This is a genomic window from Salipiger bermudensis, assembly GCF_017309175.1.
Classification (GTDB): Bacteria; Pseudomonadota; Alphaproteobacteria; order Rhodobacterales; family Rhodobacteraceae; genus Salipiger; species Salipiger bermudensis.
On record NZ_JAEKJV010000027.1, the window covers coordinates 17918 to 37287 of the forward strand.

Annotated in this window: 18 protein-coding genes; 15 read left to right on the forward strand and 3 right to left on the reverse strand. The window is 60.6% G+C overall.

What is annotated here, in order from left to right; all coding sequences use genetic code 11:
• Positions 1 to 11 precede the first annotated feature (11 nt).
• The 12 genes from JF542_RS23195 (at position 12) to JF542_RS23250 (ending at position 13766) form a co-directional block, all read left to right on the forward strand.
• Positions 12 to 821 carry an IclR family transcriptional regulator gene (locus JF542_RS23195; RefSeq protein ID WP_207077576.1) on the forward strand — a complete coding sequence of 270 codons (810 nt, stop codon included), beginning with the start codon at positions 12 to 14 and terminating at the stop codon, positions 819 to 821.
• A 95-nt stretch (positions 822 to 916) separates the two neighbouring features.
• Entirely contained in the window at positions 917 to 3010 is a 2094-nt protein-coding gene (locus JF542_RS23200) for a 3-hydroxyacyl-CoA dehydrogenase NAD-binding domain-containing protein (protein ID WP_207077577.1), read from the forward strand.
• Positions 3011 to 3022: 12 nt separating this feature from the next.
• A complete protein-coding gene (locus tag JF542_RS23205; protein ID WP_207077578.1) occupies positions 3023 to 4198 on the forward strand; it encodes an acetyl-CoA C-acyltransferase in 1176 nt (391 codons plus the stop codon).
• A 13-nt stretch (positions 4199 to 4211) separates the two neighbouring features.
• Positions 4212 to 5408, forward strand: coding sequence for an acyl-CoA dehydrogenase family protein (locus JF542_RS23210; protein ID WP_207077579.1), 1197 nt, complete (start codon positions 4212 to 4214; stop codon positions 5406 to 5408).
• Positions 5409 to 5417: 9 nt separating this feature from the next.
• Complete coding sequence (locus JF542_RS23215) at positions 5418 to 6551, forward strand: acyl-CoA dehydrogenase family protein (protein WP_207077580.1); 1134 nt, start codon at positions 5418 to 5420, stop codon at positions 6549 to 6551.
• 3 nt (positions 6552 to 6554) lie between these two features.
• Positions 6555 to 6995, forward strand: coding sequence for a PaaI family thioesterase (locus JF542_RS23220; RefSeq protein WP_207077581.1), 441 nt, complete (start codon positions 6555 to 6557; stop codon positions 6993 to 6995).
• Positions 6995 to 7792, forward strand: coding sequence for an oxepin-CoA hydrolase, alternative type (locus JF542_RS23225; RefSeq protein ID WP_207077582.1), 798 nt, complete (start codon positions 6995 to 6997; stop codon positions 7790 to 7792). Before JF542_RS23220 ends, JF542_RS23225 begins: the two co-directional genes overlap by 1 nt.
• Positions 7789 to 8811 (forward strand): NAD(P)H-dependent flavin oxidoreductase, encoded by a 1023-nt coding sequence (locus JF542_RS23230; RefSeq protein ID WP_207077583.1) that lies wholly within the window; start codon positions 7789 to 7791, stop codon positions 8809 to 8811. The genes JF542_RS23225 and JF542_RS23230 overlap by 4 nt, the downstream gene beginning before the upstream one ends.
• A complete protein-coding gene (locus tag JF542_RS23235; RefSeq protein WP_207077584.1) occupies positions 8808 to 10343 on the forward strand; it encodes a class I adenylate-forming enzyme family protein in 1536 nt (511 codons plus the stop codon). Before JF542_RS23230 ends, JF542_RS23235 begins: the two co-directional genes overlap by 4 nt.
• Positions 10344 to 10626: 283 nt before the next feature.
• Positions 10627 to 11385: an electron transfer flavoprotein subunit beta/FixA family protein gene (locus JF542_RS23240; RefSeq protein WP_207077585.1), complete on the forward strand. Its 759-nt coding sequence runs from the start codon at positions 10627 to 10629 to the stop codon at positions 11383 to 11385.
• A complete protein-coding gene (locus JF542_RS23245; protein ID WP_207077586.1) occupies positions 11385 to 12311 on the forward strand; it encodes an electron transfer flavoprotein subunit alpha/FixB family protein in 927 nt (308 codons plus the stop codon). Before JF542_RS23240 ends, JF542_RS23245 begins: the two co-directional genes overlap by 1 nt.
• Positions 12312 to 12491: 180 nt before the next feature.
• Entirely contained in the window at positions 12492 to 13766 is a 1275-nt protein-coding gene (locus JF542_RS23250) for a multidrug effflux MFS transporter (RefSeq protein WP_207077587.1), read from the forward strand.
• 127 nt (positions 13767 to 13893) lie between these two features.
• On the opposite strand, the gene JF542_RS23255 is transcribed toward JF542_RS23250, so the two are convergent.
• A complete protein-coding gene (locus JF542_RS23255) occupies positions 13894 to 14178 on the reverse strand; it encodes a GTP-binding protein (RefSeq protein ID WP_224888558.1) in 285 nt (94 codons plus the stop codon).
• A gap of 352 nt (positions 14179 to 14530) precedes the next feature.
• Positions 14531 to 15163: a tyrosine-type recombinase/integrase gene (locus JF542_RS23260; RefSeq protein WP_207077588.1), complete on the reverse strand. Its 633-nt coding sequence runs from the start codon at positions 15161 to 15163 to the stop codon at positions 14531 to 14533.
• Between the two features lie 314 nt (positions 15164 to 15477).
• Between JF542_RS23260 and JF542_RS23265 the strand changes: the two genes are divergently transcribed.
• A complete protein-coding gene (locus tag JF542_RS23265; protein ID WP_207077589.1) occupies positions 15478 to 16452 on the forward strand; it encodes a pyridoxal phosphate-dependent decarboxylase family protein in 975 nt (324 codons plus the stop codon).
• Between the two features lie 23 nt (positions 16453 to 16475).
• Complete coding sequence (locus JF542_RS23270) at positions 16476 to 17501, forward strand: IS5 family transposase (RefSeq protein WP_242533908.1); 1026 nt, start codon at positions 16476 to 16478, stop codon at positions 17499 to 17501.
• On the opposite strand, the gene JF542_RS23275 is transcribed toward JF542_RS23270, so the two are convergent.
• On the reverse strand, positions 17461 to 18393 hold the full coding sequence (locus JF542_RS23275; protein ID WP_207077590.1) for an IS5 family transposase: 933 nt from the start codon (positions 18391 to 18393) through the stop codon (positions 17461 to 17463). The two genes, JF542_RS23270 and JF542_RS23275, sit on opposite strands and share 41 nt — an antisense overlap.
• A 134-nt stretch (positions 18394 to 18527) precedes the next feature.
• On the opposite strand from JF542_RS23275, the gene JF542_RS23280 reads away from it, so the two are divergent.
• Positions 18528 to 18989: a hypothetical protein gene (locus tag JF542_RS23280; RefSeq protein ID WP_207077591.1), complete on the forward strand. Its 462-nt coding sequence runs from the start codon at positions 18528 to 18530 to the stop codon at positions 18987 to 18989.
• The last annotated feature ends 381 nt before the right edge of the window (positions 18990 to 19370 follow it).

Sequence of the window (19370 nt, forward strand, 5' to 3'; positions counted from 1 at the left end):
TGAGGAACACTATGCCCGACGAGATTGAAACCGACAGAAGGTTCGCGACCACTCTGGCGCGCGGCTTGAGCGTCTTGCGGGCGTTCCGGTCATCCGACGATGGCCTGGGCAATGCCGATATCTCGGAGCGTACCGGTATTCCCAAATCCACGGTGTCGCGGCTGACCTTCACCTTGCAAAAGCTCGGTTATCTCACCCATGCGCGGCGCCATGACCGCTATCGCCCTGGCCCCGCGTTGCTGGCGCTCGGCAACATGGCAAGCGCATCGATCTCCTTTGTGGATCTGTCATCGCCGCTGATGCAACGGCTGGCGGATGAGACAGGCACCCTTGCCCTGTTGCTGGTGCGAGACGACGGCAAGCTGCTGATCGTCAAGACATGGCGGCCACGCGGGGTTGCCTCGCTCTGGCTTGAAGTCGGGCATCGGCTGCCATTCAACGGAACATCGTCCGGCCACGCACTGCTGGCCTCGACCTCCGAAGAGGGCTTTGATCAGATCGTGACCGCGGCGGATGGCGACCGCGGCCTGACTCGCGAGCGCGCAACGGAAATTCGCCGCATGGCGCATAATCAGCTTGTGACCACAGGTTTCGTCGTCACCGATCCCGATGAATACTTTGCCTCCAACATCCACGCAGTGGCCTCCCCGTTCTATTCCCGCGATCTGAGCGAACCGGTGATCTTCACCTGCGGCGCCCTACCCGAAATGCTGTCCGTGCCCCGGATGCGGACCGAGGTCGGCCCAAAACTGCGTGAAACGGTGCAAGAGCTCGAACGGATCGTGGGCCAGGGGTTTTCAAAGACGAATCGAGATCTGTGAGGGTTTAAAATACCGCATAGTGGAATTCAATATCGCATGTTGAAATTCAACGATGAATCGGTTATCAAGTGAATGAACCAAGGAAAGGCAAATTTATGGGATCGGTATCCTACGAAAATGTTGGCCCGGTGGCGGTGGTCACCGTCGACAATGCTCCGGTCAACGCGCTGTCACAGGCCATCCGCCGCGGCCTTTCTGAAGCTTTCGCGCGCTTTAAGTCTGACGACACGGCCGATATTGCGGTGATTGTCGGGGCTGGGCGGATGTTCATCGGAGGGGCCGATATTTCCGAATTCGGCAAGCCGCCGCAAAGCCCCAGCCTGCCCGACGTGATCAGCCAGATCGAAGCCTGCGACAAACCCGTTGTCGCCGCAATTCACGGCATGGCACTGGGCGGCGGGCTTGAAGTGGCCCTCGGCGCGCATTACCGCATCGCATTGCCCGGCACGCGGTTGGGCTTGCCTGAAGTAAAGATTGGCCTAATTCCGGGCGCAGGCGGCACGCAGCGTCTGCCGCGTATCGTCGGGATCGACGCTGCCCTCAGAATGATCACCAGCGGGACCCCAGTAACCGAAAGCGATGCGCTTGAGACCGGGTTGATCGACCAAATCGGCAATGGCTTCGACATTCGCGAGGCGGCCCTTGCTTACGCGCAATCACTGCTGGAGCACCGAGCCTCGCCACGTCCGATCAACGGCATGCCCCGTGCCACGGATGAGGAAGGAGCCCTTCAAAACTGGCGCACGAAGCTTGAACACTCCCTGCGCGGCGAGGTGGCTCCGCTGGTCGCTGTTGAGGCGGTCGAAGCCGCGGTCGGGAAATCCTTTGCCGAAGGGCTGAAGGAAGAACGTCGCCTGTTCCAGCACTTGATGGACACGCCCCAACGTAGTGGGCTGGTCCATGCGTTCTTCGCCGAACGCGCCGTGTCGAAATTAAGGGAAATCGCTGACGTTGCGCCTCGTGACATTGCAGGTGTCGGCATTATCGGCGGCGGCACCATGGGAGCGGGCATCGCCACCTCGGCGGTGCTGAACGGCCTCGCAGTGACACTGGTCGAACGCGACACCGAGGCCGCGGAAAAGGCCCGCGCGACCATCGCCAGAAACCTCGACGCTGCCGTGAGGCGCGGCAAGATTGGCAGCGATCGACGTGACGAGATTCTTGCGGGCTCCCTCAAAACCGTCGCCGACTATGGTGCCCTGTCCGACGTCGGCCTGGTTGTCGAAGCCGTCTTCGAAAGCATGGATGTGAAGAAAAGCGTGTTCGCCACGCTGGACGAAATTCTGCCGCGCGGCGCGATCCTTGCGACGAATACCTCCTACCTCGATGTCAACGAAATCGCCGCCTCGACCTCGCGGCCCGAAGACGTCATCGGCCTGCATTTTTTCTCGCCCGCACATGTCATGAAGCTGCTTGAGGTCGTTGTTGCCGACAGGACCGTGCCGGACGTGGTGGCCACCGCCTTTGCGCTTGCGAAAAGGCTCGGCAAAACCGCCGTGCGTGCCGGTGTCTGCGACGGTTTCATCGGCAACCGCATTCTGTCGCACTACCGCACGGCGGCCGATCACATGGTGCTGGACGGGGCGAGCCCCTATCAGATTGACAAGGCGCTGACCGATTTTGGCTTCGCCATGGGCCCTTATCAGGTTTCGGACCTCGCCGGGCTCGATATCGGCTATGCGACCCGCCAACGCAAGGCGGCGGACGCCCATCCGCGCGACCGCTACCCGGTCTTCGCCGATACGCTCTATCACAAAGGGTGGCTGGGGCAGAAAACCGGCCACGGCTACTACATCTACGAAAAAGGCACTCGCACAGGGCGGCCCGACCCACAGGTCGAGCAAATCATCGCGCAGGCCCGCAAAGAGGCTGGCACCAGACCCCGCACCTTCACCGATGATGAGATTGTCCACCGCTATATGGCCGCGATGGTCAACGAAGGGGCGCGCGTGGTGGAGGAGGGCATCGCGCAGCGCCCGCTCGATGTGGATGTCGTGTTTCTCTATGGCTACGGCTTTCCACGCTGGCGCGGCGGGCCGATGAAATACGCCGACATGCGTGGCCTCGACAGCATTCTCTCCGACATCCGCACATTCGCCGAAACCGACGATCACTTCTGGTCACCCGCGCCGCTGCTGGAACAGCTCGTGGCCGAGGGCCGCAATTTCGACAGCCTGAACCAGTGCTGAAAGGAACCCAACATGTCCAATGCCGTTATCGTTTCCATCGCCCGTACGCCCATCGGCAAAGCCGGACGCGGCACCTTCAACATCACGCATGGCGCAACCCTGGGCGGGCACGTCGCGGCGGAGGCCGTGAAACGCGCAGGGATAGACCCGGCGCTGATTGAGGACAGCGTCTGGGGGTGTGGCTATCCGGAATATGTCACCGGCGGCAACATCGCACGCCAGATCGTGATCCGCGCAGGCCTGCCCGTCAGCATCGCGGGGACCACCGTAAACCGCTTCTGCGCCAGCGGCCTGCAAGCCGTGGCAATGGGCGCCCATCTGATCAACAACGAGGGGGCCAAGGCCGTTCTGGTGGGCGGTGTTGAAAGCATTTCGATGGTGCAACCACCGGTCCGACATTCACGCGAGGCTTGGATCGAAGCGAACAAGCCAGATCTTTACATGACGATGATCGAGACCGCCGACATCGTTGCCCGGCGATACGGGATCAGCCGCGATGCGCAGGATGAGCTTGGCCTGCAGAGCCAGCAACGCACCGCAGCAGCGCAAGAGGCGGGCCGCTTCGATCAGGAGATCGCCCCGATCACCGTCACCATGGCGCGGAAGGACAAGGAAACCGGCGAAGTTTCAGAGGTTGAAACAACCATTGCCCGCGATGAATGCAACCGCCCCACGACAACGCTGGAAGCACTGCAGAAGCTGGAGCCCGTGCGCGGACCCGATGAGTTCATCACCGCCGGCAATGCTTCGCAGCTCAGCGACGGTGCCGCCGCGCTGGTGATGATGGACGCCAAAGAGGCCGAACGTCTTGGGCTGACCCCTCTGGGTGCGTTCCGCGGCTTTGCAGTTGCGGGCTGCGAGCCCGACGAAATGGGCATCGGCCCGGTCTTTGCGGTGCCCCGTCTGCTGGAACGTCAGGGCGTCAAGATCGACGACATCGACCTTTGGGAGCTGAACGAAGCCTTTGCCAGCCAGGCGCTCTATTGCCGCGATAGGCTCGGCATCGACAATGACATCTGCAACGTCAATGGCGGCTCGATCGCTGTGGGTCACCCGTTCGGCATGACCGGTGCGCGGATGACCGGACATCTGATGGTCGAAGGGCATCGTCGCGGGGCGAATTTTGGCGTCGTGACGATGTGCATCGGCGGTGGCCAGGGTGCCGCCGGCTTGTTTGAAATCTACTGAGAAGGATCGCCCGATGGACCTGAATTATACCCACGAACAGAAGGCGTTCCGGGATGAAGTGCGCAGCTATCTGGCCGAAGAGCTCCCTGCCCGGCTCGTGAACAAGGTCAGGCTCGGAAAAACCCTGACCAAGCAGGATCACGAGGAATGGCACGCGATCCTCAATAAACGGGGCTGGCTTGCTGGAAACTGGCCCAAGGCGTTTGGCGGGGCCGGGTGGGATGCGGTCCAACGCCATATTTTTGAGGATGAAATGACCCGGGCCTCTGCGCCCCGTATCGTTCCCTTCGGCCTTGGGATGCTTGGCCCGGTGTTGCAGAAATTCGGCTCCAAGGCACAGCAGGACTACTATCTGCCACGGATCCTGAGTGGGGAGGACTGGTGGTGCCAAGGGTATTCCGAACCCGGCGCAGGATCCGACCTCGCCTCGGTCCGCACGACTGCTGAACGCGATGGCGATCACTACCTGGTCAATGGGCAAAAGACCTGGACGACTCTTGGCCAGCACGCCAACAAGATCTTCTGCCTCGTGCGCACCTCGAAAGAGGACAAGCCGCAAGAGGGAATCTCTTTCCTGCTGATCGACATGAACAGTCCCGGCGTCAAAGTGCGCCCGATCGTGCTGATCGATGGTGAACCCGAGGTGAACGAGGTGTTCTTTGATGACGTCCGGGTTCCGGTCGAGAACCGTGTGGGCGAGGAAAACAAGGGCTGGACCTATGCGAAATACCTGCTGACCCATGAACGCACCAATATTGCAGGCGTAGGTTTTGCAAATGCCGGTCTGGAAAATCTGAAGCGCATCGCCCGGCTCGAACAGGCAAATGGGCGTCCACTGATTGAGAACCCGCATTTTGCGGCGCGGATCGCTCGGATCGAAATCGACCTCATGGCCATGTCAACGACCAACTTGCGTGTCGTGTCCAAAGCTGCGGCAGGTCAGGCCCCCGGTGCCGAAAGCTCGATACTGAAGATCAAGGGCACCGTCATCCGTCAGGAAATCAACGCGCTCACCCGGTCAGCCGTGGGGCCCTACGCAATGCCCTTCGCCTCGGAGGCGCTGGAAGACGGTAGCAATCTTGGCCCCGTCGGCCCCGACTATGCCGAAGCCGCCACGGCGCAGTACCTCAACAACCGAAAACTGTCGATCTTTGGCGGATCGAATGAGATCCAGCGCACGATCCTCAGCAAAGCCATTCTGGAACTGTAAGGACAGACCATGAATTTTGAACTGACAGAAGAACGCCAGATGCTTCAGGACGGTCTGCGCCGGTATCTGCGGGACAGCTACACGCCATCTCTACGGGCTGAACTAAAAAAGAGTGACCGCGGATATTCCCTTGATGTCTGGTCCGGTCTTACAGAAATGGGCGTCATCGGTGCGTTGTTTGCCGAAGATGACGGCGGTTTTGCCGGGTCCGGGTTCGACATTGCCGTTGTGTTTGAAGAGCTTGGCCGGGTTGGCGCGGTTGATCCGCTGATTGACACAGCCGTTCTAAGTGGTGGCCTGATTGCAGCCCTGGGCAACGACGCGCAGAAACCGGTCATGGACGCGGTGATTGACGGTTCAGTCCAGCTTGCCTTTGCCCATGGCGAACCGGCGAGCCGCTATGACCTGTCGCGCGTCGAAACCTCGGCGACCCGCGATGGCGACGGGTTTGTCCTGAACGGGCGCAAGGCCGTGGTGATCAATGCCCCCGCTGCCGATCAAATCCTTGTCAGCGCCCGCACCTCCGGTGACGCGGCAGATCGGGACGGGATCAGCCTGTTCCTGGTATCTGCGTCCACCCCGGGCATGACGCTGCGCAGCTACCCGCTTGTGTCCGGTGGGCAGGCCGCGGAACTCCTGTTGGAAGATGTCCGACTGGGCAGTGACGCCCTGCTGGGCGACGAAGGCGGTGCATTCGAGGCCATCACTCACGCTCAGGCGCGCGCCACGCTGGCGATCTCCGCCGAGGCGCTTGGCCTGATGGAAAGCATCCGGGAATTGACCACCGACTATCTCAAGACCCGCAAGCAATTCGGAAAACCGATTGGCAAGTTCCAGGCGCTGCAACACCGGATGGCCGATGTTCTGATCGAGATCGAACAGGCGCGCTCGGCCGTTATCAACCTCGCCGGGCACATCGATCACCCTGAGGAGATCCGCGAAAAGCATGTGAGCGCAACAAAGAACCTGATCGGCAATGTCGCCAAACTTGTTACCGAAGAAAGCATTCAGATGCACGGCGGCATCGGCATGACCGACGAATACGAGTTGGGGCATCTCGCCAAGCGGCTGATCATGGTCGATCACCGGTTTGGCGATGCAATCTATCACCTCGACCGTTTTATCTCGCTGGCCGTGGCTTGATCCATGGCGGCGGGCGATCTGATAAAAGACGAAACCGGCACGCAGCGGCTGATCGGCTATGTCATTGACGTCGGACAACCCGACAAGCGTGCTCGTTGCACGCTGTCGGTAACGGATCATCACCTCAATCGCCACAATGTCCTGCACGGTGGCATCGCCACGACGATGCTGGACAGCGCCATGGGCGCAACCGCCAGCCTGTCGGTTGACCCAAGCGGCCGCGCACCGTTCCTGACCGTCTCGCTCACCACGCAGTTCGTCGCTGCTGCGACCGAGAAATCAAAACTGATCGCAACCGGTGAAATCGTGGGTGGTGGCCGCTCATTATTGTTCGTGGATGGCGAATTGCGGGACGGGTCAGGTCGGCTGATCGCCACGGCAACGGGTGTATTCAAACGCGTCCCAGCGGACAAATTGGACGCACCGAAAGGGAGTGACGGCTGATGCATGAGCTTGCCCGTTGCGAAGACCACGGTGATCACCTGATTGTCGTCAATTCGAACACCTCGAAGCGTAATGCGCTGTCGCCCGACCTCTATCGCGTTTTGGTCGATGGACTGGACCTTGCGGCCAGAGAGTCCCGCATCACCTCGGTCGTCCTGCGAGGAGACGGCGGATATTTCTGCGCTGGTGGCGACCTGGGCCTGCTTGCAACCCGCCGGGAGATGCCCCGAGATCAGCGTCTCGCGCGGATTGAAGAACTGCATGACGTGATCCGCGCGGTCCTGAACTGCCCGAAACCGGTAATCGCCGCCGTCGAGGGCGGCGCGGCTGGTGCCGGTGTTTCGCTTGCCTTTGCCTGCGACATGATCGTGGCTGACCGGGATGCGACATTCACCGCCGCCTACGTCAAGGCCGGCCTGGTCCCTGATGGTGGCCTGACCAGCACATTGGCCGCGCACCTGCCACGCGAGTTGGTGATGCGCATGACCTTGCTGGGGGAGCCGGTGACGGCAGAACGCCTGTTCAGCCTTGGGGCCATCTCGCAGATTGAACCTGCGGGCGCCGTTGTCCCGGCCGCGCTTGCGCTGGCCGAGAGGCTTGGCGCCGGGCCATCCGGTGCCCAGGGCCGCATCAAAGCGCTGGTCAACAGCGCACATACGTCATCCCGCGTGGAGCAGATGAACGCTGAACGCGATGCAATGGCGGATGCCATTGCTGCCGCGGAAGCCGCCGAAGGCATCGCCGCATTCCTCGAAAAACGCCGTCCTGACTTTACCAAAGCGCGAGGCACCACATGACAGATCCGACCTTCGACACCGCCGTTACTCGGACCTATGGGTGCCGTCTGCCCATTGTCGCCGGTGGTCTGATGTGGCTCTCGGATGCGTCCTATGTGGCTGCCGGTGCCAATGCCGGCATCATGTCCTTCCTCACGGCGGCCAGCTTTCCCGAACCCGCCGACCTGCGCGCCGAAATCGCAAAGTGCCGAAAGCTCTGCGGTGATCGCCCCTTTGGCGTCAACGTTTCCATGCTGCCAAAACTGGTCGAAGGCGAAAGGATTGCGGACACTTTCCGCCTGATCGCGGATGAGGGCGTACGCTTTGTCGAAACCTCGGGGCGCAATCCCGAAGCCTTCTTACCGTTCCTAAAGGACGCTGGCATCCGAGTTCTGCATAAGGTGCCAAGCGTGCGCTACGCGGTGAAGGCACAGCAAGTTGGGGTCGACATGGTCTCCATCGTCGGCGCGGAATGCGGCGGCCACCCCGGGCTCGATCTGATCGGAAGCATGGTCAACCAGGCGCTGGCCGAACGCCAACTCGATATCCCCTTTCTGATCGGCGGCGGCATCGGTGCCGGTAGCCAGATCGTCTCGGCCCTGGCCTCCGGCGCTGCGGGCGTCGTGATCGGCACGCGCTTTCTGGTGTCCGAGGAAATCTCGGCGCACCCGCAATACAAGCGGGCCTTGGTGGCAGCCAACGAACGAGACACGACATTGACGATGAGCAGCGTGCGCAACACGGTGCGCACGCTCAGCAACGAAACGACCGAGATCGTGCGCCAGCTTGAGGCAGATAACCCCGATATCAGCATTGCCGAACTGATGCCTTATGTGTCCGGTGCGATTGGCCGCAAGGCATATGAAACCGGCGACGTATCGCGCGGGATGTTGTCCGCAGGACAGGCCTTGGGCCTGACCGACGCCATCGCCCCGCTGGCAGACATTGTCGCCCAACTGGAACAAGAGGCAGGTGTCGCGCTGGCGCGCCTGCGTCCCCAATCCCTTGCAACGCAACGCGCAGAGGTGCTGGCATCATGACCGAAAACAGCTTCCGGATTCATCATCTTGTCGAGGAGAGCGCGCGTGCCTATACCGATGCGATTGCCCTGATAGATGGCAGCGGCCACCAGATCACATACACTGAATACCAGGCGGCGATCGCCGAAGCCGCCACCTTGTTGCAAAACCGGGGCGTGCAGCCGGGCGACCGCGTCGCGATCGTGGCTGAAAACTGCATCACGACGGCGGTCTTCATTTTTGCGGCCAGCATCGTCGGGGCCTACGCGCTGCCAATCAACGCGCGGATGACCGCAACCGAAATCGCCCGCGTGATGGCGCATGCAACGCCGCGCGTGACTGTCTTCACAACCGAAGCCTCCAAAGAAGCGGCGGCACATACGGAGACCGCAGGCGCGGAAACGCAGGAAACATCTTTTGGAAGTTTCGCCATAGCCGTCACCGGTGCCAGCGCCCCGGAAGTGGTCGAGGGCGGCCCGGACGAAACCGCTGTTCTGCTCTACACGACCGGCACCACTGGCGACCCCAAAGGGGTGATGCTGACACACGCCAACCTGCGCTTTGCCGGCAGGGCCTCGGCTGAGCTGCGCGGCATGAGACAGGACGACAGGATCTATGGCGTGCTGCCGTTGACCCATGTTTTCGGGCTTGCTTCTATGCTGATGGCCGCCTGCGGTATCGGGGCGACGATCCAGCTTGAACCCCGCTTTCGTCCGGACGCCCTGTATGCGGCGCTGATGGACAAAGCCACCGTTCTGCCCGCGGTGCCGCAGATGCACGCCCTGCTGATGCAATATGCCAAGGATCGGGGGCTTTCGCGGCTCGAAAACAGTAAACTGCGCTATGTTTCCTCCGGCGCAGCCCCCCTTGATCCGGCATGGAAACGCAAGGCCGAGGCTTTCTACGGGCTGCCCTTGCAAAACGGGTACGGGCTGACGGAAAGCACCGCCGGCGTCTGCAGCACCCGCAATCCCATCGGGTCTCCCGATATCAGTGCGGGCTTTGCATTGCCGGAGACTGAAATCCGGCTCGACACCTCGGTCGGCGCGGAGGGCGATCCGGATGCCGGTGAAATTCTGGTCCGCGGCCCGCAGGTCATGAAGGGATATTTCAGGAACCCGGCAGAAACCGCACGCGCCATTGACGCAGACGGATGGCTGCGCACCGGTGATCTTGGAAAGATGGACGAGGCGGGCAATCTGCACGTTGTGGGACGCTGCAAGGAACTGATCATTCGCGGCGGCTTTAACGTCTACCCGCCCGAGGTCGAAGCCGCGTTGAACGACCACCCTGACGTGATCCAGTCAGCCGTGATCGGCAATTCCGTCAACGGCGACGAGGAAATCCTCGCCTTTGTTCAGTGCGCAGATCCGGCGGCGCTGGACCAGGAGGCGCTCGCCGCCTATGCCGCCAATCGTTTGACAGGCTACAAGCGACCATCCCGCATCATCCTGACAACCCAGCTTCCGGCTGCGCCGACAGGCAAGATTCTGAAACACAAACTGCTGTCCGTTTTCGCGGACCAGCTGGCCCGACCCGCGGCAGAGGGATAGCGCAGGTGGTGAATGACATGAATGGTTCCAGCCCCGGCGGGGATGAAAGCCGCCGCCAGAAAACGACCGAAGATCCTCCTGCCTCACGGACCCTTTCGTTGCCTGCACCGAACCCGAGGCGCGTGTCGGCAACGCGATATCTGAAGAGTTTCATGTCATTCGGCATCTACTGAACCTTGCAACCGTGAAACCCGATGAAGGCACACGCGCTGTTCCTCCGGCGCGCAACCACCGGCCTTCAGTCGTTTCATCAATTCCAAACAACAACTTGGAGACCATGCCCATGAAGGTGCTCGTGCCTGTCAAACGCGTGATCGACTATAACGTGAAGGTCCGCGTCAAAGCGGATGGAAGCGGTGTCGATCTTGCCAATGTGAAAATGTCGATGAACCCCTTTGACGAAATTGCCGTCGAAGAAGCGATCCGTCTCAAGGAAGCCGGTAAGGCAGACGAAGTCATCGCGGTTTCGATCGGGGTCAAGCAAGCCCAGGAAACGCTGCGCACCGCGCTTGCAATGGGTGCCGACCGCGCCATCCTGGTTGTGGCCGCCGATGATATCCATACCGACATCGAACCGCTGGCGGTGGCCAAGATCCTCAGGGCGATCGTCGAGGAAGAGCAGCCGGGTATCGTTCTGGCAGGCAAGCAGGCGATCGACAACGACATGAACGCGACCGGCCAGATGCTGTCGGCGCTGCTGGGTTGGTCGCAGGGCACATTTGTCTCGAAGCTGGACATCGAAGGCGATCACGCGCTGGTCTCCCGCGAGGTCGACGGCGGGTTGCAGACGATCAAAGTCAAGATGCCGTCGATCATTACCGTGGATCTGCGCCTGAACGAGCCGCGCTATGCGTCGCTGCCGAACATCATGAAAGCCAAGAAAAAGCCGCTGGATGAGAAAACCGCGGCCGATTACGGCGTCGATGTCACGCCGCGCCTTGAGATCGTCAAGACCGACGAACCCGAGGCCCGCAAAGCTGGTGAAATCGTGGGCTCGGTCGACGAGCTTGTTGCAAAACTCAAAGACGCGGGGGCTGTGTAATGGCTGTTCTTCTTCTCGCCGAAGTCACAGATGGCGAACTCGTTTTCGACGCGACCGCAAAGGCCGTCACCGCCGCTACCAAACTGGGTGAAGTGACCGCGCTGTGCTGCGGTGGGTCTGCCGCTTCCGGCGGAGAGGCCGCCGCCAAGATCGACGGCATTTCCAAGGTGCTGGTCGCCGAGGACGCCTCGCTGGGTCATCGTCTTGCGGAATCCACCGCTGCGCTGATCGCCTCGCTGGCTGATGCGTACGAGCACATAGTCGCCCCCGCCACCACCGACGCCAAGAACATCATGCCGCGTGTCGCAGCCCTGCTTGATGCGATGGTGATCTCGGATGTCTCGGGCGTTGTCGATGGCAACACATTCGAGCGCCCGATTTATGCAGGCAATGCGATTCAGACCGTCAGGTCCTCGGATGCAAAGAAGGTGCTCACCATCCGGACCTCGACCTTTGACGCGGCTGGTGAAGGTGGTTCGGCCCCGATCGAGAGCATTTCGGTGGCGGACACCCCGGGCCTCTCCGAATGGGTCGAAGACAAGGTTGCGGCAAGTGACCGCCCCGAGTTGACCTCGGCCGGTATCGTCGTCTCGGGTGGGCGTGGCGTTGGCAGTCAGGAAGATTTCGCCCTGATCGAGAAATTGGCTGACAAGCTCGGTGCCGCAGTTGGTGCCTCGCGGGCCGCCGTGGACTCGGGCTTCGCCCCGAACGACCTGCAGGTCGGTCAGACCGGCAAGGTGGTTGCACCAGATCTTTACATCGCCGTGGGTATCTCGGGCGCGATCCAGCATCTTGCCGGTATGAAAGACTCCAAGATCATCGTTTCGATCAACAAGGACGAAGAGGCGCCGATCTTCCAGGTGGCCGACTACGGGCTTGTCGCCGACCTCTTCCAGGCCGTGCCGGAACTGACCGGGAAACTATGACAATCGCGTGGCGGTTACGGGAATCCCCGTTCTCTCTGGTCCGGATCCCGGACGTTTTCCAGGTCCGGCCACGCGGTTGGGCATTGCTAATGGGGAGATACAGGCGGGCCAAGAGGCCCGCTGGCCCGATCCGGTGCATGCCGCTGCCGGCACGGGCGGCATCGCAGAACTGGAGGCCACATGAACAGATCCACCGAATTCGCATCGGCGCCGCCAATGACCGCGCAGCGGGTCAGCCTGATCGGCGGGTTGATGGTCGCGATTGGTCCGATTGCCATGGCGCTCTATACGCCGGCGATGCCCGGTGTGGTTGCAGCGTACGAGTCCAGCAAGGCGGTCGTGAAACTGACCTTGACGCTCTATTTCGCCGGTTTCGCTATTTCCCAGCTGGTCGCGGGGCCGCTATCGGATGCGATCGGGCGCCGTCCGGTGACGGTAATCTTCGCGGCGATTTTCTGCGTTGCGTCGCTGGGCGCGCTGCTGGCGCCGACAATCGAGACGCTGACCATTGCCCGCTTCGCCCAAGGGATTGGCGCGTCCGCCGGGGTGGCGATCTCGCGCGCTATCGTACGCGATTGTTTCCAGGGCGACGAATCGTCCAGCATCATGAACATGATCGGCATCATTCTTGCGGTCGGCCCGGCGGTTTCGCCGACGATTGGAGGGTTGCTCGTGCTGCATGTTGGGTGGAAATCGGTGTTCGCGGTGATGATCCTCTTCGGCCTTGCTATTGCGCTGGTCGCGTTGGTCGCGATGCGCGAAACCCTGCCTGCGCCGCAACCGCTGCGGCTGGCGGCCCTGGGCGGGTCTTATCTTCGGCTGCTCGGCAACCGGCATTTCATGACGGCGAGCCTGACGGTTGCGGGCTCGGTTGGGGCAATCTATGCGCAGGCGACACTGCTGCCCTTTATCCTGATGGGGCAGATCGGTCTGAGTCCCAGCGGATTCGGCCTGGCGATGCTTTTGCAATCGGGGCTGTTCTTCTCGGGCGCACTGGTGGCGCGATCCGTCATGAAACGAACCAGCGCATACCGGCTAGTCTGGCCTGGGCTGGGTGCCATCGCCCTAGGAGCTTTGTTAATTTTCTCGCTTCTCTGGGCGGATGACCCGAAAACCTTCCGGGTGATGGTCCCGGTGGGCATCTATGCCTTCGGCATCGCCTTCGTGGTGCCAGCAATGTCCACCGCCGCACTGGCGCCCTTCCCCCGGATCGCCGGGGCGGCGGCAGCACTGATGGGATTCCTGCAGATGAGCGCAGGGTTGTTGGTCGGTACGATCGGCGCATTTTTCGCGGATACGCTGGTCGCGTTCGCGATGCTAATCCCGTCCATGGCTGTGGTGGCCTGCGCGAGCTACGCGATCTACCGTCTGAACCCGCATCTGGCCGAGCCGGAACCGCGCGAAAACGTGATTGGCACTGCTCCACCTGGGCGAACATTCCTGCGAGAAGAGTGAGGGAGCAAGAGACCATCCACTTTCCTAGGGGCTCTTGGCCTCAAGACAAACTGGTGGCTGTAGCATTGTGTAACATACTCGATCCAAAGTTGCTCGCGGCCCTGCTCCTCCTCCAGTTACGTGGTTCTCAGCTATGTTTAGGAAAACGGAGGATAGAGATGCCGGTTGCCTCGACAATTACGTGATCGGGGCGCGGGCGGCGACCAAGGGTGTCGCCGATCGCATAGAATAGATCGCCTGAGATGGTGCAACAGATGCAGCTGTTGGTAAGTTCGATCGTGTCCTTGCCCCGTAATTTCATCAGCGCGGAGTCGATGTTGATCGAGCCGAAATCGTTCACCAGTACAACCATCCGCAGCCCTTGATCTATTGCGCGCGTTGCAGCCATTGGCGCGAAACTGTTGTTGGTCACTCGCATCTGGTCAGGCAAATTGATGCGCGTGGTACGAAATAATGAGGACGATGTTTCCGAGTTAAAGCCGCGTTCGGCCCCAGTTCTTGGACCGGCTATCAAATGATGGAGATCGCCTTTGGCCCGCAACCCCGTTAATGCCTATCAGTACTTCACTGCACTTGGCATGAATGGCTGCACTACACGATGCGCAGCGGCGTTGAGAACGAAGCGCTCGCGGTGAAATTCTTGCTGCGAGCGCGCGCAGCGAGAAATCGGCACTTCTGGTGTGGGGTCGTCAGAACCACGGCTGCGTCGCGAACGCAGGTCCGCTCAGGATTGGCGAACGGCAAGAGCCGCCCGCCAAGGTGGTTCAAATGTCGATTTGCTCGGCGATACTCAGCGCATCTTCAAGTTCGACGCCAAGATATCTGACTGTACTGTCAACCTTGGTATGTCCGAGCAGAAGCTGAACCGCTCTGAGATTTCCGGTTTTGCGGTATATCTCCGCTGCTTTGGTCCGGCGCAGCGAATGGGTGCCGTATCCACTGGGCTCCAGCCCGATCGCCGCCACCCAATCCCGCACAAGCCGGCCATATTGGCGCGTTGAGATATGCGGGCGGTCGTGAAACCGGCTGGGAAACATGAAGCGGCAGCCGATCATTTCCGGCGACTTGATCCATGCGGTAATGGTATTCCGCGTGTTTTCAGAGAGTTCGAACTGAACGGGCCGTTTGGTTTTGCTCTGGATCACGGACACTCTTTCGCGAACGCGATCATCCCTCACCAGGTCGGTTACAGCCAGTTTCACCAGATCGCATCCGCGAAGCTTGCTATCAATTGCCACGTTGAACAGCGCAAGATCGCGCAGGTTGCCCGCCAGTTCGAGCCGCGCTCGGATTGCCCAGACCTGTTTCGGCAACAGTGGTCGTTTCTGGCCGATGATCCGGCCCTTGTTCCAGGCTCTTCGTTTCGGGGTGACAGCGGGAAGTTGGACTCTTGGCATAGTGCTCCCTCCAATCCTCCCGCCAAGCCCAGACATCAGCACCGCGCTGACACCTGAATTTTACAGGCAGTTTGAATGGCCGTTGTCAGGTCGCCTATTCTTTGGGGCACGCCGCGGATGCATTGGGCTGGTCTGAGCCCTTAGTGACCAATTCTGCGCTTCGCACATATTGAAGCGATGCGCGAATAGCCGCCATTGATCCGCATCAGAATCGTGAGCTTTGCAATAGAATCCGAGCAAAAACCGCATGTTTCGGGTCGATGGAAGACTTCAATGTCGGTATTTCCCCTCAAAAGTAATCACAGGATTTCCCGATGCACGGACGCGACGCACTCTTCCCAAACTTTGACCAACTGATGGACGTTGAAAACGCGTTGACCGAGCGCCTCAACCAAGCTCGCCGTGACTACGCCAGTCGCAACGCAACCTCGGCGGAATTAACGCCTGATTGGTTGGAGGAGTTGAAATCCAAGCGGTTTGAGCAGGTGGAAGATCTTGAACCGCTGATGGACTGGGTGATTGATGCGCTCGAAACTGGCAGTGTGCAGATGACTCATCCGGGATATCTTGGCCTGTTCAATCCGGCACCTACCTTTGCCGCAGAATGTGCAGATCGGATCGCGTCGATGTTCAATCCGCAAATCTGTGTGTATTCTCATGCGCCTGCTGCCGTCGAAATCGAACAGCATGTCATCAATGAAGTGGCCCGACGCGCAGGACTTCCCATAGGGTCCGGAGGGCATTTTACCAGTGGCGGTGCCGAGGCCAATTCGACGGCTGTTTTATGTGCCTTGCAGGCGAAATGTCCGGATTACAGCGACAAGGGCATCTATGAATTCGGTGGTCAGCCGACGATCTACGTCTCGAAGGAAAGCCACCTTGCATGGTTGAAGATGGCGCATTCGGCAGGCATCGGGCGCAACGCCGTTCGATTAATCGCAACCGATGGTCAGGGCCAGTTGGATGTGGGTTGTCTTGCGACCGCCATTGATGAGGATCTGAAAAGCGGCTGCGTTCCGGTCCTGATCGTGGCCACGGCTGGCACCACGAATGCCGGGATGATTGACCCGCTCAAACCTTGCAGTGCATTGGCGCAGAAACATGGCATGTGGTTTCACGTTGACGCGGCCTGGGGTGGCGCGATGATGGCAAGCACGGCAGGGCAATCTGTGTTGGATGGCATTGAACGGGCGGACTCGATCACGGTTGACGCACATAAATGGTTCGCCACCACGATGGGGGCTGGAAGGCTTTGTTGCGCAAAGGCGGATGTAGGATTCATCTCGTGAATCCAGCGTGGTAGCTGGGCGGCATGAGCAGACCTCTCCCGCCGAGCTACAAAACCAAGAACTGGCCGCCCTACAACGAAGCGCTGAAGCAGCGGGGTTCGCTGACGATCTGGTTCGATCCGGACATGGTCTGGGTGCCGCCGCCCACAGGCAAGCAAGGCCGTCAGCCGCAGTATAGCGACGCCGCGATCCAGACCTGCCTGACGATGAAGGTCCTGTTCGGCATGCCGCTCCGGCAGACGACTGGCTTCGTCGAGAGCCTCTTGCGTCTGGCTGGTCTCGACTGGAGTGTGCCGGATTTCAGCACGCTCAGCCGGCGCCAGAAGACTATGGCCGTGGACATTCCCTACCGTGGCTCAAAGGGGCCACTGAACATGCTCATCGACAGCACCGGCATCAAGGCGGAAGGCGAAGGCGAGTGGCATGCGCGCAAGCACGGCGGCGCGAAACGTCGTCTATGGCGCAAGATCCATATCGGTGTCGATGAGCAGACGCTGGAAATTCGGGCCATCGAGGTCACCGGGAGCAACGTCGGTGATGCGCCGATGCTTCCCGAGTTGCTGGATCAGATCCCGGCGGACGTCGAGATCGGATCGGTCACCGCGGACGGCGCATACGATACCCGCAAGTGCCACGACGCCGTCGCCGACCGCGGTGCCGATGCTGTTATACCACCCCGCAAGAACGCCAAGCCCTGGAAGCCCTCTACCGCAGGCGCCATTGCGCGGAACGAGGCGCTGCGCGCATCGAAATACCTCGGTCGCGCCATCTGGCGAAAGTGGAGCGGATACCACCGCCGGAGCCGCGCCGAGACGAAGATGCATTGCGTGAAGCGACTGGGGCAGAGCCTCATGGCACGCGACTTCGATCGCCAGGTCGCAGAACTCCAAGTCCGCGCCGCCGTGTTGAACGGCTACACCGCGCTCGGAATACCTGTCACCGAGCCCATGGAATGGCGCTGTTGCGCAAATCAGCTGATGACCGTACTCCCCCTTTCCCCGGACACATTTATCCTGCGGCCACGGTCATCGGGATACCGAGTGCCGTGAAGCGGTTGAGGACCGCCGCGCGGATCTGGACCTCTGCCACCTGGCGGTCAAAGTCCCGCGACATCAACCGCTGGCCGAGCTGTTTCACGCAGTTCATTTTTGTTTCGACCCTGCTGCGGCGGTGGTACCCGCTCCAGTTGCGCCAGAGCGCCCGGCCCAAGTGCTTTGACGCCCGCAGGATCTCGTTTCGCGCCCGGGCTCCGGCTGTGTCCGGCTTCCAGGGTCTCGCATTCCGTCTAGGCGGGATGATAGCAGCAGCATCGCGGGCGGCGATGGCGTCATGGCAGGCACGGGTATCATAGGCACCGTCGGCCGTGACGGTGGTGATCTCCTCCTCCGCCGGGATCTGGGCAAGCAGGTCCGGTAGCATCGGAGCATCACCGACATTGCTGGAGGTGACTTCGACCGCCCGGATCTCCAATGTTTCCTCGTCGATCCCGAGGTGGATCTTGCGCCAAACCCTGCGTCGCGAGCCACCGTGCTTGCGCGTATGCCACTCGCCTTCGCCTGCCACCTTGATGCCGGTGCTGTCCACGAGAAGGTGAAGTGGTCCCTTGGAGCCGCGATACGGGACAACGACGTCCAAGGTTTTCTGACGGCGCGACAAGGTGGAAAAGTCAGGCACGGACCAGTCCAGCCCGGAAAGCTTCAGCAGGCTCGCCACGAACCCTGTCGTCTGGCGGAGTGGCAGGCCGAGGAGGACCTTGAGGGCGAGGCAGACCTGGATCGCAGCATCGCTATAGGACTGCTGGCGGCCGCGCCGCCCGGACGGCACCGCCTCCCACTGCATCGAGGGATCGAACCAGACGGTCAGCGAACCTCGCTGCTTCAAAGCCTGATTGTAGCTGTGCCAGTTGGTGGTCTTGTAGGTCGTCTTCGGAGGTTTGCTCATGCTGCCCGGCTAGCATGCTGGATTCACGAGATGAATCCCCCTGGATTTGCGCAACAACGCCCCATGGAATAAGTGCGTCCGGGGAAAGGGGAAGTGCAGCCTTCATCCTCTTTGCGCAACAAAGCCGGGCTGGAATGTTTCTGACCTCACGCCCTGACATACCTGCACAGGTTTTCCGTATCTCGGCCAGTTACATGCCTGAAAGCGAGGCAGCCAAGGATTTCTATGTGAATTCCAACCAATGGTCGCGCCGCTTCGTTGGATTGCGCCTGTTCCTCGCTCTTGGGGCCGCCGGATGGGATGGGTACGGCGACCACGTAGAACGCACTATTCGGCTGACCAACCGTTTCACGGAAAATCTGAAAAAGGCGGGATGGTTGCAGGCAAACGGGTCTCTCATGGGAGTAAGTTGCATGGTGCCACCGGAAGGACACGATGCTGTACAACGCTATGTTGATGCGGTTCACGCAGATGGCCGGTTCTGGATTTCCAAGGCGATGTTCGAGGGAAAACCGGTTTTGCGGGCCTGTGTCACCAACGGACGCACGGACAAGGCGACCATTGACCAGCTTACGGATTCCCTAAAGACGGCATGAGGTTGGGAAAGGAGCGTCTAAATGGGGGCTTTCGCAATTGGTCAAAAATGGTCATTGAGTCGGATGGATTGATTGGCCGCTCTGTCCGCGACCCGTGAATTCTAGGTTTCAAATTTGCCGCGGCTTGACGTAATGGCTGCATTCTCCTCTGCCATGCAAAGAAAGAAATTCGGCAGTGCAGCAGATCGGCGCGCTGCGAGCGCGCGCAGCATGAAAACCGGATTCACAGTATGGGCTCTGAGCGGTCAATAGCTGCGCCTTGTGTCAATCGGCAGCCAATCGTGACCCCCTATCGGCATCCAAAAATGACCCCCTTGGAGCGCCCGGGTAGCTGGCCCGATGCGGTGTAGCCCTCACACAGCGCAGCCGTATCGGGCCAGC

Bases quoted from the DNA above. Each gene is read 5' to 3' on its own strand.
- JF542_RS23195 (WP_207077576.1), top strand. From the start codon at position 12: ATGCCCGACGAGATTGAAACCGACAGAAGGTTCGCGACCACTCTGGCG.
- JF542_RS23200 (WP_207077577.1), top strand. From the start codon at position 917: ATGGGATCGGTATCCTACGAAAATGTTGGCCCGGTGGCGGTGGTCACC.
- JF542_RS23205 (WP_207077578.1), top strand. From the start codon at position 3,023: ATGTCCAATGCCGTTATCGTTTCCATCGCCCGTACGCCCATCGGCAAA.
- JF542_RS23210 (WP_207077579.1), top strand. From the start codon at position 4,212: ATGGACCTGAATTATACCCACGAACAGAAGGCGTTCCGGGATGAAGTG.
- JF542_RS23215 (WP_207077580.1), top strand. From the start codon at position 5,418: ATGAATTTTGAACTGACAGAAGAACGCCAGATGCTTCAGGACGGTCTG.
- JF542_RS23220 (WP_207077581.1), top strand. From the start codon at position 6,555: ATGGCGGCGGGCGATCTGATAAAAGACGAAACCGGCACGCAGCGGCTG.
- JF542_RS23225 (WP_207077582.1), top strand. From the start codon at position 6,995: ATGCATGAGCTTGCCCGTTGCGAAGACCACGGTGATCACCTGATTGTC.
- JF542_RS23230 (WP_207077583.1), top strand. From the start codon at position 7,789: ATGACAGATCCGACCTTCGACACCGCCGTTACTCGGACCTATGGGTGC.
- JF542_RS23235 (WP_207077584.1), top strand. From the start codon at position 8,808: ATGACCGAAAACAGCTTCCGGATTCATCATCTTGTCGAGGAGAGCGCG.
- JF542_RS23240 (WP_207077585.1), top strand. From the start codon at position 10,627: ATGAAGGTGCTCGTGCCTGTCAAACGCGTGATCGACTATAACGTGAAG.
- JF542_RS23245 (WP_207077586.1), top strand. From the start codon at position 11,385: ATGGCTGTTCTTCTTCTCGCCGAAGTCACAGATGGCGAACTCGTTTTC.
- JF542_RS23250 (WP_207077587.1), top strand. From the start codon at position 12,492: ATGAACAGATCCACCGAATTCGCATCGGCGCCGCCAATGACCGCGCAG.
- JF542_RS23260 (WP_207077588.1), bottom strand. From the start codon at position 15,163: ATGCCAAGAGTCCAACTTCCCGCTGTCACCCCGAAACGAAGAGCCTGG.
- JF542_RS23265 (WP_207077589.1), top strand. From the start codon at position 15,478: ATGCACGGACGCGACGCACTCTTCCCAAACTTTGACCAACTGATGGAC.
- JF542_RS23270 (WP_242533908.1), top strand. From the start codon at position 16,476: ATGAGCAGACCTCTCCCGCCGAGCTACAAAACCAAGAACTGGCCGCCC.
- JF542_RS23275 (WP_207077590.1), bottom strand. From the start codon at position 18,393: ATGAGCAAACCTCCGAAGACGACCTACAAGACCACCAACTGGCACAGC.
- JF542_RS23280 (WP_207077591.1), top strand. From the start codon at position 18,528: ATGTTTCTGACCTCACGCCCTGACATACCTGCACAGGTTTTCCGTATC.